This window comes from Parasutterella sp. St.1A3, from assembly GCF_059728705.1.
This window is the reverse complement of record NZ_BAAGFK010000001.1, coordinates 389557-404664: the sequence shown is the minus strand read 5'-3', so window position 1 is coordinate 404664 and position 15108 is coordinate 389557. Positions and strand designations below refer to the sequence as shown.

The 15108-nt window shown below is 47.8% G+C and carries 11 protein-coding genes and 3 tRNA genes; 4 read left to right on the top strand and 10 right to left on the bottom strand.

Going from position 1 to position 15108, the window contains the following annotated elements:
- Nucleotides 1–555 precede the first annotated feature (555 nt).
- Nucleotides 556–1470: an LAPAL motif-containing putative phage structural protein gene (locus tag AC6I1F_RS01885; RefSeq protein ID WP_497801587.1), complete on the top strand. Its 915-nt coding sequence runs from the start codon at nucleotides 556–558 to the stop codon at nucleotides 1468–1470.
- Between the two features lie 1176 nt (nucleotides 1471–2646).
- Entirely contained in the window at nucleotides 2647–4443 is a 1797-nt protein-coding gene (locus tag AC6I1F_RS01880) for an IS1634 family transposase (protein WP_497801586.1), read from the top strand.
- A 135-nt stretch (nucleotides 4444–4578) separates the two neighbouring features.
- Here the strand turns inward: AC6I1F_RS01880 and AC6I1F_RS01875 are convergent.
- The 9 genes from AC6I1F_RS01875 to tsaE form a co-directional block, all read right to left on the bottom strand.
- A tRNA-Leu gene (locus tag AC6I1F_RS01875) sits at nucleotides 4579–4665 on the bottom strand.
- A 73-nt stretch (nucleotides 4666–4738) separates the two neighbouring features.
- Complete coding sequence (locus AC6I1F_RS01870) at nucleotides 4739–5266, bottom strand: phosphoribosyltransferase (RefSeq protein WP_160335058.1); 528 nt, start codon at nucleotides 5264–5266, stop codon at nucleotides 4739–4741.
- A gap of 23 nt (nucleotides 5267–5289) precedes the next feature.
- Complete coding sequence (locus AC6I1F_RS01865) at nucleotides 5290–6585, bottom strand: adenylosuccinate synthase (protein WP_289163972.1); 1296 nt, start codon at nucleotides 6583–6585, stop codon at nucleotides 5290–5292.
- Nucleotides 6586–6596: 11 nt separating this feature from the next.
- The gene (locus tag AC6I1F_RS01860) at nucleotides 6597–7769 is read right to left on the bottom strand and encodes an ATP phosphoribosyltransferase regulatory subunit (protein ID WP_160335056.1); all 1173 of its coding nucleotides are present in this window, start codon (nucleotides 7767–7769) and stop codon (nucleotides 6597–6599) included.
- Nucleotides 7770–7781: 12 nt separating this feature from the next.
- The gene (locus tag AC6I1F_RS01855) at nucleotides 7782–7973 is read right to left on the bottom strand and encodes a DUF2065 domain-containing protein (protein WP_160335055.1); all 192 of its coding nucleotides are present in this window, start codon (nucleotides 7971–7973) and stop codon (nucleotides 7782–7784) included.
- A gap of 18 nt (nucleotides 7974–7991) precedes the next feature.
- Entirely contained in the window at nucleotides 7992–8873 is an 882-nt protein-coding gene (hflC, locus tag AC6I1F_RS01850; RefSeq protein WP_160335054.1) for a protease modulator HflC, read from the bottom strand.
- Between the two features lie 10 nt (nucleotides 8874–8883).
- Nucleotides 8884–10350 (bottom strand): FtsH protease activity modulator HflK, encoded by a 1467-nt coding sequence (hflK, locus tag AC6I1F_RS01845; RefSeq protein ID WP_290144269.1) that lies wholly within the window; start codon nucleotides 10348–10350, stop codon nucleotides 8884–8886.
- A 241-nt stretch (nucleotides 10351–10591) separates the two neighbouring features.
- The gene (locus tag AC6I1F_RS01840; RefSeq protein ID WP_289172408.1) at nucleotides 10592–12028 is read right to left on the bottom strand and encodes an N-acetylmuramoyl-L-alanine amidase; all 1437 of its coding nucleotides are present in this window, start codon (nucleotides 12026–12028) and stop codon (nucleotides 10592–10594) included.
- Complete coding sequence (tsaE, locus tag AC6I1F_RS01835; RefSeq protein ID WP_160335051.1) at nucleotides 12028–12525, bottom strand: tRNA (adenosine(37)-N6)-threonylcarbamoyltransferase complex ATPase subunit type 1 TsaE; 498 nt, start codon at nucleotides 12523–12525, stop codon at nucleotides 12028–12030. Before tsaE ends, AC6I1F_RS01840 begins: the two co-directional genes overlap by 1 nt.
- 274 nt (nucleotides 12526–12799) lie before the next feature.
- Between tsaE and AC6I1F_RS01830 the strand changes: the two genes are divergently transcribed.
- Together AC6I1F_RS01830 and AC6I1F_RS01825 are read left to right on the top strand one after the other, a co-directional pair.
- A tRNA-Thr gene (locus AC6I1F_RS01830) sits at nucleotides 12800–12875 on the top strand.
- 6 nt (nucleotides 12876–12881) lie between these two features.
- A tRNA-Leu gene (locus tag AC6I1F_RS01825) sits at nucleotides 12882–12967 on the top strand.
- 106 nt (nucleotides 12968–13073) lie between these two features.
- On the opposite strand, the gene AC6I1F_RS01820 is transcribed toward AC6I1F_RS01825, so the two are convergent.
- Entirely contained in the window at nucleotides 13074–14864 is a 1791-nt protein-coding gene (locus AC6I1F_RS01820; protein ID WP_290086352.1) for an IS1634 family transposase, read from the bottom strand.
- Between the last annotated feature and the right edge of the window lie 244 nt (nucleotides 14865–15108).

Genomic DNA, 15108 nt, shown 5'->3' with positions numbered 1-15108 from the left:
GACGAATAACGTTTCGTCATGCGGGGCTCCAGAGCAAATTAGCATCTTGCAGGATGAAAGTATTGGGAGTGAAGAAGCGCAGAGTTGAAATGAAAAGACAGTGGCTCCAGGGAGAGACCCTATCAGTCCGCCTACCCCAAGCCGGCTTGGAGCGCACCCGAGGGTTAACTGGGCTGGAGCCACCTCTTTATTTCATATTATCAGGATTGCTGCAAACAGCAAAGGGAAAATTAACTCTCCAAAATAAGTCTCTCAACTTAACAAAAACAAATAACTCAAAATTTCAAAGAGTCGATGATCCCCCTCAACGATTCGAACGGTATTCTCAATGGTTCGAACGGAGTTAATTTAAGCGTTCAAGCCGGTGATAAATCCCTGTGCAACCGCTACGACAATTAGCTTGTTTCGATTGTGAGAGATGGAGGTTGAAACATAGGACAAGAACTGTCGCTATCGAGCGTATAAAGAATTCCTGGAGGGGACGTAAACACTCCAAAAAGCTCAGATGAATACAAAGATCATTTCTTAATTTATTAAAATATTTTGACAACTCAAATGAACGATAGGAACAATAGCATGAGAAGCTCAACACCCATGAGGCTTCACTTCGAAGGCTCCGACCTGGACTCTCACCAAATGAAAGTTCAGGAGCTTGCTCCGTCTTTGGTCGCGCTAAACAAACTCGTTAAAACGCTCAACGATAACATCTATGGGAATAAGGCTAGCGCACAGCTTTATATCAAAGCATTCAAGCCGGGGAGCTTTGGAATTGACCTTCTTCTCGACACAAGCATTCTTGAACAGGTTAAGGACCTTCTTACTTGTAATACGACATCTGCATTCATCAACGCTCACGAAATAATTCAAATTATGCTTGAGTTGTTTGTATTAAAGCGTTGGCTTGCCGGTAGAAAACCAGATCTTATCGAAGAAAAAATTGACAAAGATGATGAACACAAAGTCAAGATCATAATTAAAGAAGAAAAACTTGTTGTCGATCACAGAACATACAACCTCTATTTTCATCATCCTGAAATCAGAGATGATTTAAATAGCGTCGCCTCTCCCCTGGCATCAGCTGGTGTGGACAAGATGCAGCTGTCTTCAACAAGAAGTGAGTTCGTTTTATCAAGAAATGACTACCAATCTTTCATTGCCGATCCGGAGAACAAAGACTTTTCAGAAAACATTCTTCAGAACGTAGCTCTTTTACTAAAATCGCCATACTTTGAAAAGGATAAGAAATGGAAGGTCCTTATGGGCGATCAATCAATATTCGTTTCAATTGAGGACGTGGCCTTTATGAATCAAGTTCTTTCCGGAGACGAAACGTTTGCGACCGGTGATGCTTTGGTGGCAGACATCGTTATGACTCAATCGATTGAAAACAACAAAATTGTGACTTCGTACAAAGTCATAAAAGTTATTGAACATAAAAATGCGCCCCGGCAATTGTCTATGCCGCTTTAATCCGAAGTTCTTACGTAGAGTTTTATAAGCCGGAATCTGGAAAAGGAAAGCTGGAATCTAACAAAATTTAATTGAACAGAAAAGAAGGTCGCTCCAGGGCAAGAGCCATACAAGCCGCCTATGCTAAGCGCTTAGCACGCACCCGAGGCTTAACTGGGCTGGAGCGATCTCTTTGTTTCCTTTTAACAGAATTGCTCCAAGCAACAAAGTGAAGATTGGTCCTCAAAAATAATTCGACTGATCCAACTGCTGATTTCTCCCAACGATTCGAACGTCATTCTCAACAGCGTACACCTGTAAAGATTGTCGATCACATGGACAAGGCAATAGATAAACGACGCCTGCCTACATACTTATTTTTCCTGAAGTTCCGTCAACGACCATCATTAAGCACCGTAAAGATGTTCAAAACGGTTCCCGCACTGTTCTGAGAATTATCCTAATCGTGGACACCTTAAAAATAACTTCACGAGCACATAAATAGAACGGCGACATTCTTATCGCGGACATCAGCTAATGCCAGAGACGAATAAACTAAAAACTCACATTGCCAACTGGAAGGGTTGGACACAAGCAACAGAATTTTGGCGCTGATTCCTAATTGTCTTCCGAAAATTGAACCGGGAATACTTAAAGAAGAACACTATAGGAGCTTTCCAGGGAAAGAATTCTTAGCCAAACTGTTTATCCCCTCCTACCGCTGCGTCGTAGATAAGCTTTTTAAATTTAGCATCGAAGCCGATCAAGTTCTTCTTAGATTGTTCCCTTGTAAATGCTTACCAAGAAGGGATCGCCATCAGCCACTTTCAAAGTTCCTTTATTTTTGCTAACTACAACATCATGCTGCTGCGCGACAAATTGACAAACGCAGATCAACAAGGTTTGTCATTTGCTTAATTCTCGAATTATTCGAAAAGTGAGTTCCAACCGGAGTCAAAAAGCTTGGAGTAAGATCGGAGACACCGAAGTTTGCCGTACCTGCAGGATTTATCTCTTGTAGGAAACATAATTCAGACTGTCGGTTAAGAGTTTTGCCTGCTTAGGCATAACGAACTGAAAAATTGCAGAACTAGAGAACTAAAAATTTAAAAATCACAAAAAAACCTTTTATTTCAGTGGAATAAAATGATTTTTTGTGCTATACTAGATTACCTAATTAGATAATTGATTGTAATTATGCATACGCCAAAACTTCCTCCGCTCATTATTAAAAAGAGCCCTTCGGCTTATTACGTTTACACCTATAAAAATAAGTGGGATTCCGAGAAAAAGAGAAGTTATCGAGTTAGCTTCAAGAAGGTCGGTACTGTTACCTCCGGCCAGAAGGAAGGCCGAATCCGCTGGGACGAACACTTTTTAGCTGAGCGCCCTGAATTAAGGGATTTTATTTGCCAACGCAAGGGCAAAGACTATATCTTCACTGCGGTGAGTGAAGGCGGTTTTACTCTTTCTCAAGCAATGGCTGTCAAACAACTGCATGCGGGAGCCACGTGGGCGCTGGATCAGCTCGTTGCGCAATCTCCTATCGGAGAAGCTCTTAAAAGGGCCTTCCCACAGCGCCGAGACTATCTAACAGTTTTGTCGATTGCCTACTTCATAATGCTCAATCAAGACAACAATATTTCTAAATATCCGACCTTTGCCGAGGCGACTCGTCTTCCATGGGGCGGGGCTTTGCATCCTTCCTCAATAGGCAGGGTTTTTAGGAAAATCAAAAAACAACAAATAGAAAATTACTTTTCTGCCATCCAGGAGGGATTAATAGAGCAGAAGAAAAAAAATGGGGACGACGACAGGCTGACATTGGCTTTAGATTCGACCTCCATTTCGAGCTACGCAAATAAGCTGCCAAATGTAGAAAGAGGCAGGAACAAAGACGAGGACAACCTTCCTCAAATTAATCTGCTGATGTTGGTCGAGTCCAAAAGCGGACTGCCTATCTTCTATCGAACCTACGACGGAAACGTTCCGGACGTACAAACCGTCAGGCGGGTCATTGCTGACAACTCCAGACTAGGCATCCAAAACGTTGTTCTTGTGTCTGACCGAGGTTACAGCGGTACAAAAAACATCAATGACTGCCTGAGAAATAAAGTTGGCTTTCTGTTCAACATGAAGTGCGGGATATCAGGCAGCCTTACCCAAGAGCTCATTGATGAAGAAAGAGTTAACCTCCAGGACTTAAATCGAATGGATTGGTTTACCCAGGTCTTTCAGGTGACAAAGAAGATCAGCTGGATTTATGAACCTAATCCTGTAACGGGTCAGAGATCCACAAAAAAGACGCAGGAAACTGCGGAGCTTTACTGGCATATCTATTTCGATCGACAAATTGCTGAGAATGCCAGACAAGGGATGTTTGAGAGAATCATTCGTATACGCGAAAAGATGGCCACCGGTAAGTCTCTCGATGAAAACGAACAAACATTACTAGAAGAGGTGTTTGTAAAACATGAGAAAGACGGCACGGTCAGCTACAGCGTCGACAATAAAAAAGTGGATCAAAAGCTCCGCCACAAAGGCTACCGGGTACTGGTAAGCGACGAAATATCCGATGCTAGAAAAGCTTGGTGCGCTTACCAGGAACGCTGGATAGTCGAAGATACATTTAAAACACTCAAATCCCGCTTGGGCTGCTCAAGAAATCGAGTCTCGGACAACGAATCCTTGACTGGTAAAACGTTTGTACAGTTCCTGGCAACCTCTATTGCGATGATTGTCAGAACCAGGCTGAGAAAATACAGTGAGGAGTGCAAAAAGAATAATAGTCTGCCGATGGTGTATGACAGTGACTGCAGAGTTCTGGACTCTTTGAACAATGTAATGCAGACCAGATTCTGCGGAGGTTACTATTTCGGTGAAATCGCAGGGAAAAGGCGGATGTTATTTGAAGCCCTCGGAGTTCCGGTTCCTGATGCAGAGCCCGAAAAGGCCCAAGTCTACGAAGACGACGAAGAAGAGACAGACTTCTAAAGAAGATGCCTTCGGATTAAGAGCTGAGCCTCTGCTAGAGGCTCTAGATTCTGCAATATTTCAGCAGTAACGCATTGTATTTATTGAAGATAAAGAAAAACCCCGTAAAGCTACGGGGTCTCTCAGAATTCGGCGTGGTGCCCGGGACTGGACTCGAACCAGCACGCCCGTGAAGGCGCTAGCACCTGAAGCTAGTGCGTCTACCAATTTCGCCACCCGGGCAACCAAGAACCGTAATTCTACATAGACATCTTTAAATATGCAAATTACGGTTCTCGATAAATGTTACTAATTGTTATTCAGGCTTTCTGTGGCCTTCGACCTTGGCAACAAGCTGGCCGAGACGCATCACGTCGTAAACTTCAAACGGCTGATGAATCCAAGGATTATCGCCTAAGTATTCAACGTAATAGTCCGGTTCAACCTGCGAGCAGGACTTCCACCAAAGCACCGCGGTTCTCACTTCCGTAATGCCTTTGTAGTTGTTTCTCAGGTGCTCAGTCACGCGCTTAAACGTCAGACCGGAATCCACCAGGTCGTCAACCAGAAGAACCTTGCCTTTCAAAGAGTCCGGTCTGCTCGAGGCAATGTATTTGCCAATGTCGAGCGTGCCCTGGACAGTACCCGCTGCTTCTCGGTAAGAGCTCGTCGCCAAAATGTTCAGCGGCATATCAAAAATGCGCGACAGAATGTCGCCCGGTCTGAGACCGCCGCGAGAAAGGCATAAAAGAGAATCAAACTTCCAGCCGCTGTCGTAAACATTAAAGGCTAAAGTTTCAATTAAACGGTGATACTCATCCCAAGATACATGAAGGTCTTTCATTCAATATCCCTCAAATAAAAAATTTATTCAGCAAACGGGTCGTGAAGAAGAATGGTCTGACCTCTGTCCGGTCCGGTGGAAACCAGCGCGATCGGGCAGCCGGCAACCTCGGAAAGACGCTTCAGATACTTCTTCGCGTTTTCAGGCAGATCATCCCACTTCGTAATGCCGAAGGTGGGCTCTTTCCAGCCCGGGAAATCTTCATAAATCGGCTTGCATTCGGCAAGCATCTCGGCTCCGACCGGAGTTACGTCAATGCGCTTGCCCTGGTATTCATATCCGACACCAAGACGAACCGTCTCAAAGCCGTCAAGAACGTCAAGCTTCATAACGGCTAAACCGGAAAGGCCGTTCCACTCAACGGACCTTCTCAGCGCTGCGCCGTCAAACCAGCCGCAGCGGCGCGGACGGCCGGTAACAGCACCGAATTCATTGCCGCGTTTAGCGATCTCTGCGCCGACTTCATCAAACAGCTCTGTCGGGAAAGGACCGGAACCGACACGGGTGCAGTAGGCCTTCGTAATGCCGAGAATGTAGTTCAGTTTCTGAGGACCGATGCCGGCGCCGGGGCTAGCAAAACCCGCAACCGTGTTGCTCGATGTGACAAACGGATAGGTGCCGTGGTCAATGTCAAGCATGGTGCCCTGGGCGCCTTCAAAGAGGAACTGTTCGCCGTCGGCCATCAGCTTATTGAGTGTGTGAGAAACGTCGCAGATCTTGGAAGTGATTCTCGGCGCCATGGCAAGCGTCTCGTTAATCATCTTCTCAACGTCAACAGCTTCAGCCTTGTAGAAGTTAACAAGGAGGAAGTTGATCAGTTCGCAGTTAGCGCGAACCTTGGCGGCAAAGCCTTCCGGATCGCAAAGATCTTTCACATGCAGCGCGCGTCTTGCAATCTTGTCTTCATAGGCAGGACCAATGCCGCGGCCTGTCGTACCGATCTTCTTATCGCCAAGTGCGGCTTCGCGCGCATGGTCAAGAGCGATATGGTACGGAAGAACCAGAGGGCACTGACCGGAAACAAAAACTCTATTTTCAGCGTCAACGCCGTGCGATTTCAAATCGTCAATTTCTCTCAGAAGAGCTTCCGGACTAACAACGGCTCCGTTGCCGATGTAGCACTTGACGTGCGCATGCATCACTCCGGACGGGATCAAACGAAGCACAGTCTTGTTGCCGTTGATAACCAGAGTATGGCCGGCATTGTGTCCGCCGTTAAAACGAACCACGCCCTGCACTTTCTCGGTCAGCCAGTCAACAACCTTGCCTTTGCCTTCGTCGCCCCATTGGGCGCCCACTACAACTACGTTCTTACTCATATAGTCCTCTTTTAAATTCGACGACCGACAGATCGCTCCGTCACCGTCCAAGTTCCATCAACAAATAACAATTCTTCATCCAGTCGATAAGCTTCTTCCAGAGATTCAATACTGTCTTCCGGAAGGGACTGGACCACAATTAATCCCTTGCTTCTAAGTTCTTTAATTTTTGCGTTGAGCAAAGGGTCTTCATCGTTAATCGGGGCCAATACGGCATACGGTCTGCGGGTGTCCATCACCGCGACAATTTCTCTTAAATAAAGCGTGAAGCCAACCGCGGGTCTGCGTCGGCCGAATCTTGCGCCGATGTCGTCATAGCGTCCGCCTCTCAGCACCGCCTGATAGCGGCCCGGAATATTGACGCTGTAAGTCACACCGGTCAGATACTGATAGCCGTGAACGTCGGCAAAGTCATAGCTCACGCCGTCGGCTCCGCTCATTCTGCCGAGCCAGCGTACGTGATCCAAAATAGGAAGAATTTCAGGATAGTCGGAGAATTCTTCGGCAATCTTATCCAGAACCGATTCATCTCCAAACATGACGGCAAGTTTTAACAGCGCGTCAACCGTTCGATCCTGCAGTACTCCTCTGAACTCTTCGATCGAGGTTCTGTCTTTGTGGCTGAGCGCAAAAAGAATCTGATCCTGCACCGAGCCGGAAGCCGGATCCTTGTCCAGAATCGCCTTAACGACACCGGTGTGGCCGAGATCCAGCATAATGTTCTGAATATTAAATGTCCTGAGCGCCTCAAGACCGAGACAAATCACTTCTTTGTCACTGTAAGCGCTCGTGGAGCCGAAAAGCTCGACGCCCGCGACATACGGCTGGCGTGAAGCCATCGGATGCAGCGGTCTTGCATGCAGCACGCTTCCGACATAGCACAGTCGCGAGACGCCTTCGCGGTTGAGAATGTGTGCGTCGATACGAGCGACCTGCGGCGTCATGTCCGCGCGAATGCCCATCGTTCTGCCGGAAACCTGATCGACAATTTTGAAGGTACGTAAGTCCAGATCGCCTCCGGTCCCTGTCAAAAGAGAATCTACATATTCCACAAGCGGCGGACGGACAATTTCAAATCCGTGTGAAGTGACAAGGCTCAGAAACGAGCTCCTCATTGCTTCAATAACTCGAGCCTCCCGCGGAAGCATGTCCGCGATGTTCTCGGGAAGAAGCCATACTGACATAATTCAACCCTTCTAAAAAACTAACATTGTCGACCAAACAACAACCAACCCTAAGACTACACTCCCAAAGCCTATGATTCGGATCTTCTCGCTAGGAATTCTGGTCGATTCGCGCACGGCCCTCTTCCAGAAGTCAGGGGCGATAAAAGGTAAAAACCCTTCCAGTACAAGGACAAAGCCTATTGCACAGAGAAGGGTTTCCATTTTCTTACCTAGCGATATTTAGTTTTGAGCGCCGGCCTTTGAGTTTTTCAGATACTGGAAGAACTCGCTGCTCGGGTCAACAACCAGCATATCAGAGGGCTTGTTAAAGGACTGACGGTACGCCTCTAAAGAACGATAGAACTTCGCGAATTCCGGATCCTTGCCGAAGACCTGAGCATAAATCTCGTTGGCTTTAGCGTCACCTGCGCCCTTAATGTCCTGAGCGTCACGATACGCTTCGGACAGAATGACGGTTCTCTGACGATCCGCGTCCGCTTTAATCTTTTCTGCTTCAGCAGCACCCTTGGAGCGCTCTTCGCTTGCGACACGCTTACGCTCAGCTTCCATACGGCGGTAAACCGACTCGGAAATCTCCGGAGTAAAGTCCACGCGTTTGAGACGAACGTCGACCACTTCAATGCCGAGATCCGTTACGCGCTTCTGCAGCGCTTCGGAAATTTCAGCCATCGCCTGAGCTCTGTCGCGCGAAGTGATGTCGTTGACGGTTCTTCTGTTCACCGCCTGGTTCAGCACGTCGCGAAGCAGCGAAGACATACGGTCTTCGGCCGCTCTTTCGCTGCCCTGGAAAGAAACCCAGTAGCGGCGCGGATCGGAAATACGCCATCTGACGTAACTGTCGATCATCAGGTTCTTCTTTTCGCTTGTCTGGACCAAATCCGCAACCGGCGTATCAATCGTCAGGATGCGCTTATCCAAATAAACCACATTCTGAAGCGGAGCCGGAAGCTTCACATGAAGTCCGGGTTTGTCCACGATGTCTCTTAACTCGCCGAGCATGAACACCAACGCGTATTCGCGCTCATTGACGGTGTACAGGCAGGTGCGACCGAACAAGGCGGCAAGAAAAACAAAAATGGCAAGTACGATTATTTTTTTCATCTCTCAATCCTTATCTCAGCGTCCGGGATAAAGGACGGGAAGTGTATGAATTATCCTGAGTCTGCCCCTCAGCGCTCTTTGCAGGCGCAGCGGCCTGCGCTGCGGTGTCGGCTGCCGCAGTATCGGCAGAGAGACGAGTCGAGCTTTCGCTGCGCTTCATCAGCTGATCAAGCGGCAGATAAAGCAGATTGCCGGAGGACTTGGAATCAACCATGACCTTGGAGGTGTTGTTGTAGATCTGCTGCATAGCGTCTACATACATACGGTCACGGGTTACCTTCGGAGCTTTTTCATACTGAGCGTAAACCTGTGCGAAGCGAGAGGAGTCACCTTCGGCCTGAGAGACCACACGGGACTTGTAGGCTTCCGCTTCCTGTCTCAGGCGTTCTGCCATACCCTTGGCTTTCGGCACAACATCGTTGGCATAGGCTTCGCCCTCGTTAATCTGTCTCTCTCTGTCCTGACCGGCTTTAACAGCGTCGTTAAAGGCAGCCTGAACCTGTTCCGGCGGCTGAGCGTTCTGAATCGCCACGGAGAGAATCTGAATACCGCTGTGATAACGATCAAGCATTTCCTGCATGAGGCGCTTCACTTCTTCGGCGATCTCCTGTTTGGATTCAAATAAGACGCTGTCCATCTTCTTTCTGCCGACCACTTCGCGCATAGCCGATTCCGCTGTCTGAATAACCGCGCCCATCGGATCTCGGGTCTTGAAGAGGAATTCTGCTGCGCCGGGACCTTCCTTAATACGGTACTGAACGTTGAACATCACATCCACGATGTTCTCATCATCCGTCAGCATCAACGCTTCTTTAAGGCGCTGAGAGGAACCTCTCATACCGATTTCAGCTTTACGAACGGAGCTCACGTCAACAAGCTGAACATCCTGGATCGGATAAGGCAGATGCCAGCGGAAACCCGCGTTCATGCTTTCGGTATAGCGGCCGAAGGTCGTCACCACGCCCTTCTGGCCTTCGGGAACGATATAAAAGCCCGAAGCAAGCCAAGCGCACACCGCAATCGCAGCGGCTGCCGCGACAAAGCCTGCGGAGAAATTGCGTCCGGCCTCGAACTGAGGCGGACGGAATCCGCCGCCGCCCGTATTTCCGCCGCCGCTCGCGGGCTGCTTAAAGTCGTGGTCCTTGCGAAGCGGAGGTTCGTCAAAGTCATAATCGTCCTGCCGATCCTCGGTCTGAGGACGATTCATGTTCGCCTCAGCGTTGGATCGCGGCTGATTTTTCTGTTGTTTATTGCCAAATAAAGAATTCATACGGTCGTTGAACTGCTTCCAGAGCTCTTCCAAATCAACTTCCTGATCAGAAGCCTGAGGTCTTTTCTGCTCAGGCTGCCTGAATTCATCTTTTCCGGGTTGGACTTCTTGCTGACGATCAGTCTGAGGATTCTTTGCCTCATCTTTGTCGTTGGAAGGGTTTTCTTCCGAGCCTTTACGGCCCCAATGGGGGTCATTCAGTGACATTTATCTAAACAGTCCTTTGTAAACGCTCTATAGTCGGAGCGTCATATTAAATAATTGGACTAAGGATTCTATCACTTGATTATTAAGAACAAATATTGCGATAAATTTTGCAATACTTTTTCTTAATCTTTAATCTTCCGCCCGCAGCCGTTCAGCCCGATTCCAAACTTTACACCGCACGGCAAGACGCCGTCAAAAGCTATTCAGACAACTTCCGCGAAGCGTTTGTTTCGTGAAACGCCTATGCTAAAACCGCCTTGCGGCCGAAACCCTTAAGGATGCCGTTGCCGATCGCGCAGGCTAATTTGCGCTGGAAGGTCTGAGTCCGAAGCTTGCGCTCTTCTTCCGGATTAGAGAGGAAGGCTGTTTCCACCAGCACGGAAGGAATATCCGGCGCCTTCAGAACGGCGAAGTTCGCCTGCTCGACTTTAGACTTATGCAGCTGATTAATGCGGCTCAGTTCATTAAGAATATAGGCACCGTAAATCGTACTGTCGCTCACCTGAGCCGTAAACGACATATCCATCAGGATTCGGGCGATCTGTTTGTCTTTTGTACTAATGTTCGCGCCGCCGATTAAGTCGGCGTTGTTCTGGTTGCGGGCAAGCCACTTGTTTGAGCTCGAGACGCGTCCTTTAGTGTTCAGCACAAAAAGAGAGGATCCTTTGGCTGCCGGCTTAACCCATGCGTCCGCATGGATCGAAACAAAAAAGTCCGCCTTGGCCGCACGAGCTTTCTGCACTCTTCGCTGAAGGGGAACGAAATAATCTCCGTCGCGCGTCAGAAGCGCTCTGAAGCCTTCAAGGCGATTGAGTTCCGCTCTGAGAATTTTGGCGACGGAAAGAACGACATCCTTTTCTCGAGTGCGGTAGCGTTTACCGATCGCACCGGGGTCTTCTCCGCCGTGGCCCGGATCAATCATGATGACCAGCGCTCGGGTGCGTCTCTTGGAAGTTGTTTTTGTTTCCGTTTTCTGAGGCTTTTTCTTTGTCGAGGCGATAACGGGCGGTTTACTCTGAGAAGACGGCTTGGGTGTTTTACCCGCTGAGGGCTGCACTTCCGGTTTTACCGGCACCAGAGTTCCGCTTTCAATACCCGCAAGGATCTGCTCGAGCTGATCCGCATCGGCTTCCTCACGGTTTTCTTCCATTCGCTTCTGACCCTCGGCGACCTGCGCGACGAGTTTCTGGACCGCGTCGGGTTCCTCTTCTTCCTTCTTGAGGATCGCAAGGATCGGATCCTTCTCCTGGACCGGATAGACGTCAAAAACCGTGCGGTATTTATAGGTGCCCGCGGGCTTCAGACTAAAAATCTGAGGTGAGACGTCCTGTTTGAAATCGATCGTGATGCGAACGACCGTCGGTTTGTACTGACCGCAGCGTATCCTCTGAATATACGGATCGTTCGGCTTAACCTTCTGAATGATGTTTTTTAATTTGTCCGTGAGTCTGAGTCCGTCCATATCCACAACCAGGCGGATCGGATCAGCCACGCGGAGCATGAAGTAATTCAGTTTTAGGGGCGCGTCGCTCTCAATCGTCACGCGGGTGTATTCATCCGCAGGCCAAGTACGAACGTCGATGATCTGAGGCGTTTTAGCCGACACGGCCGGCACATACGTAAGAAATGCCGAGCAGAGAGAGCCGTAAATTAGATCGCGGCGGGTAAAGCAGCTCATTATCTTTCCAGACCTCTAACAATCCGCACGCCGTGATCGGTCAATGCGCTCACCTGAACTTCTCTTCCGTCGTCTTTGGGTAAAAGCGAGATCATCAGATCTGCGCCGGGAACGAGCGGCTCGGCTTTCTGAGTCCACTCCGTGACGCATACTCTTCCCGGGCCGAAGTTTTCTCTAAACCCCGCATCCTCAAATTCTTCCGGGTCTTCAAAGCGGTAAAAATCGAAATGGTTGAGCGTGAAGCCGTCAATGGAGTACGGCTCAAGCAGCGTAAACGTCGGGCTTTTGACTCTGCCCTCAAAACCGAGCGCTCTCAAAAGCGCGCGTGTCAGAGTTGTTTTGCCGGCGCCCAAGTCGCCGCAGAGACGAATATTCAATCCGGAAGAGAGAATTTCATCTTTATTTTCTAAGAGAACAGCGGCAAGCTCGGCTCCAAGTTCATTGGTCGCCTGCTCATCGGGAAGATACCGTTGAAAGAATACGTCAGCGTGGTTCATACATTCTTTTTAATGTGAAATCTAAAGATAACACAATGATCTTTTCGATTGTGTGAAAAAATCTCTGTTCACAATCTTTTGCCGCGCTGAATATTTTTCCACTCTCCGAGGCCCGCTCTGAAGGAAGAGCCATATTTGTTCACATGGAGCCGGGATATGAAACTTAAAAACGCTCGGTTAGATCCGACGAAAACCGCCGAATCATCTGCCGCAGGGCCAGACAAACCACTATTTGCCTAATTTTTAAATCTCTATATAATACGTTTTTCCTGTTGCCGGCATAGCTCAGTTGGTAGAGCAGCGCATTCGTAATGCGAAGGTCGGAGGTTCGACTCCTCTTGCCGGCACCATGGGATGCCTAGGTGGTGAAATGGTAGACACAGAGGATTCAAAATCCTCCGCCCTTAAAAGCGTGCGAGTTCGAGTCTCGCCCTGGGCACCATAAACAAAATTAGCATAATGAGCATGATGAGCAAAGCCCGTATTTACGGGCTTTTTTCTTGCCCTACCCCTTCGGATTTTGAGTATTATCCTGAATTCCGTGCCCTCTAGGTGATAAATCTTGGAGGCACGGCTATCTTCAGAGCTTCCATCGTCGCTCTTAGTTTCTTGGGGATTAGGTCCCAGTAAAAAGAGTTTTCTTCGTCAGATTTCCTGCTGGTTACGTCAACAGCCCCCATCATTCTCAGGAAGTCCGGTGTATCGTTCGGCAAGTACTTCGACGATGCGTCCAGCTTCGCTTCGGTTCTCTTTGCTAAGGTAAATCTCATCTTCAGATTCATTAGAAGGATCAGGCTTAAAAATAAAACGAAGACTTTTCCTTCAAGAGCTCTTTCCCGGCAGCGCATTCGACGGCCTGAGCACCGTTCTTTGAGATTGTTGAAGTTTTTTTCGATGATATCTCTCTGTCGATATATTCTGAGAGCTTCATTTGCTGAGCCTACGGTGTTCGAGACAAGAACGAACAGCCCGAGGCTGTGCGCCTTGTTTTCCCATTTCTTCGGACTGTAACTCCATCCCTGAGAGCTCTTTATGAAGAAACGTTTAATTAAATCCTTATCTGAGTCCTTGAGGGCGATTTTCTCTGCAAGTTTGTCTTGAACTTTCTTAATTTGCCTGAGAAGAGACTCATTTTCAGCGGCGGCTCGCGCCGGATCCAAATAGACATGAATGTAAAGAGGCCGCGTTTCCAAATATCCAGTTGCAGGGTCTCTGTAAGACCACGTTGTTGACGAAGTTTTAGCCTGGACGCCAAATTCCTCTAAGAATGTATCAACGCCTCCGAATCGGAGCTGGGGTTCGAAGCTGCTCAGAACAGATTTGCAGTAATTCAGATTAGTTTTAGAGCCACAAATAAATCCTAAATTCTGTTCGTAGAGCCGGTCGAGCAAAGTAGGAGAACTGAAAGCTCTATCCATCACTAAGTTCACCTGAGAGCTTCCTAAATCGGCGGCGTCCGCAAGCATTTGTCTTAAGGCTAATGGATCACTCAGAGAACCCTCCAGCACTTTGTAGTAGAGAGGTTCTCCGGAATATTCCGAGACAATCAACCCTAAATTTAATTGAGGCAATTCCGAGTTTTCTTTGCTATAGCCGTAAGCGACTTTGCGGATCGTTTCGGAATAAGACGATATTGATGTCGTATCAAAGCTCCAATAGACGTCTCCTTTAGTCTCCAGCTGCGAGTACAGCAGCCGTTTCCTCAGAAAAGACATTATCTCCGGGTTAGAGACTTGCTCAAAGAGATCAGAAACATGCTGAGAGGTAGTCGGCGTACAGGGAAGCCATGTTTGGGCGCTGTAAATTTCAAACTCAGAAGCAACTGCACCCGGGTCTGCTGCAAAAAATATAGCCAAAGAAAGAAGATAAGCAGCCCTGTCTTTACCGAAAACCGCTTCCAAATCAGCTTGTAAATGGTTTTGCTTAGCAATTTCCCATAAAACATATGAGGCACCGGCCGACAAACGTGTATCTTGATCAAGTTCATCAAGAAAAGCTTTCCTCTGCTCTGCATTTGGAACCAAAGGCGGCAAAGGACATGCGACGCCGCCAAACAATCGAACCTTCCTTCCAACAAGTTTTGCCTTGCAGTCTTTTAAAGCCGGATATTCAGCGAGAAACCTCCTTCCCAACTCAATTGAATCATCTTCCAAAAGTCTTCCAACAGTCTTTTGGAAAACCTTTTCACATTTATTGTTGTTCCAGCGGTTCTTGTAGAAAATCGCATAACGAATCCCATGATTGTTCTTCACGAACACGGGATGTATGAAACCTGTTTCTAAGAAGCACTGTTCCTGAGTTTTGCTATCCATATTTGTAGGGTGATTGGTTTCTTTCATAGGTTATAATTATCGCCTATGAAGTTAAAGAAGTCCATCCATGCATTGCTCAAAAGGGGTATAAAATCAATTGGTTAAATTGAAGATGAGACTATTTGTAAAAATAGCTCCTAGAATTTTGGGAATTCAGGGTATTATGAGCAGGAATAGAACTTTTTTAGAACTACTCACAGAACTTTTCTTCTAAAAAATTCGGAAAGTTTTACGGCAAAAAATCAGTTCTATCAGACAAAAATTTTTAGAG

Excerpts from the sequence above, each read along its gene's own strand:
- AC6I1F_RS01840 (WP_289172408.1), bottom strand. The coding sequence starts at position 12,028 with ATGAGCTGCTTTACCCGCCGCGATCTAATTTACGGCTCTCTCTGCTCG.
- AC6I1F_RS01855 (WP_160335055.1), bottom strand. The coding sequence starts at position 7,973 with ATGGAAACCCTTCTCTGTGCAATAGGCTTTGTCCTTGTACTGGAAGGG.
- hflC (WP_160335054.1), bottom strand. The coding sequence starts at position 8,873 with ATGAAAAAAATAATCGTACTTGCCATTTTTGTTTTTCTTGCCGCCTTG.
- AC6I1F_RS01865 (WP_289163972.1), bottom strand. The coding sequence starts at position 6,585 with ATGAGTAAGAACGTAGTTGTAGTGGGCGCCCAATGGGGCGACGAAGGC.
- hflK (WP_290144269.1), bottom strand. The coding sequence starts at position 10,350 with ATGTCACTGAATGACCCCCATTGGGGCCGTAAAGGCTCGGAAGAAAAC.
- AC6I1F_RS01870 (WP_160335058.1), bottom strand. The coding sequence starts at position 5,266 with ATGAAAGACCTTCATGTATCTTGGGATGAGTATCACCGTTTAATTGAA.
- AC6I1F_RS01885 (WP_497801587.1), top strand. The coding sequence starts at position 556 with ATGAACGATAGGAACAATAGCATGAGAAGCTCAACACCCATGAGGCTT.
- AC6I1F_RS01880 (WP_497801586.1), top strand. The coding sequence starts at position 2,647 with ATGCATACGCCAAAACTTCCTCCGCTCATTATTAAAAAGAGCCCTTCG.
- AC6I1F_RS01820 (WP_290086352.1), bottom strand. The coding sequence starts at position 14,864 with ATGAAAGAAACCAATCACCCTACAAATATGGATAGCAAAACTCAGGAA.
- AC6I1F_RS01860 (WP_160335056.1), bottom strand. The coding sequence starts at position 7,769 with ATGTCAGTATGGCTTCTTCCCGAGAACATCGCGGACATGCTTCCGCGG.
- tsaE (WP_160335051.1), bottom strand. The coding sequence starts at position 12,525 with ATGAACCACGCTGACGTATTCTTTCAACGGTATCTTCCCGATGAGCAG.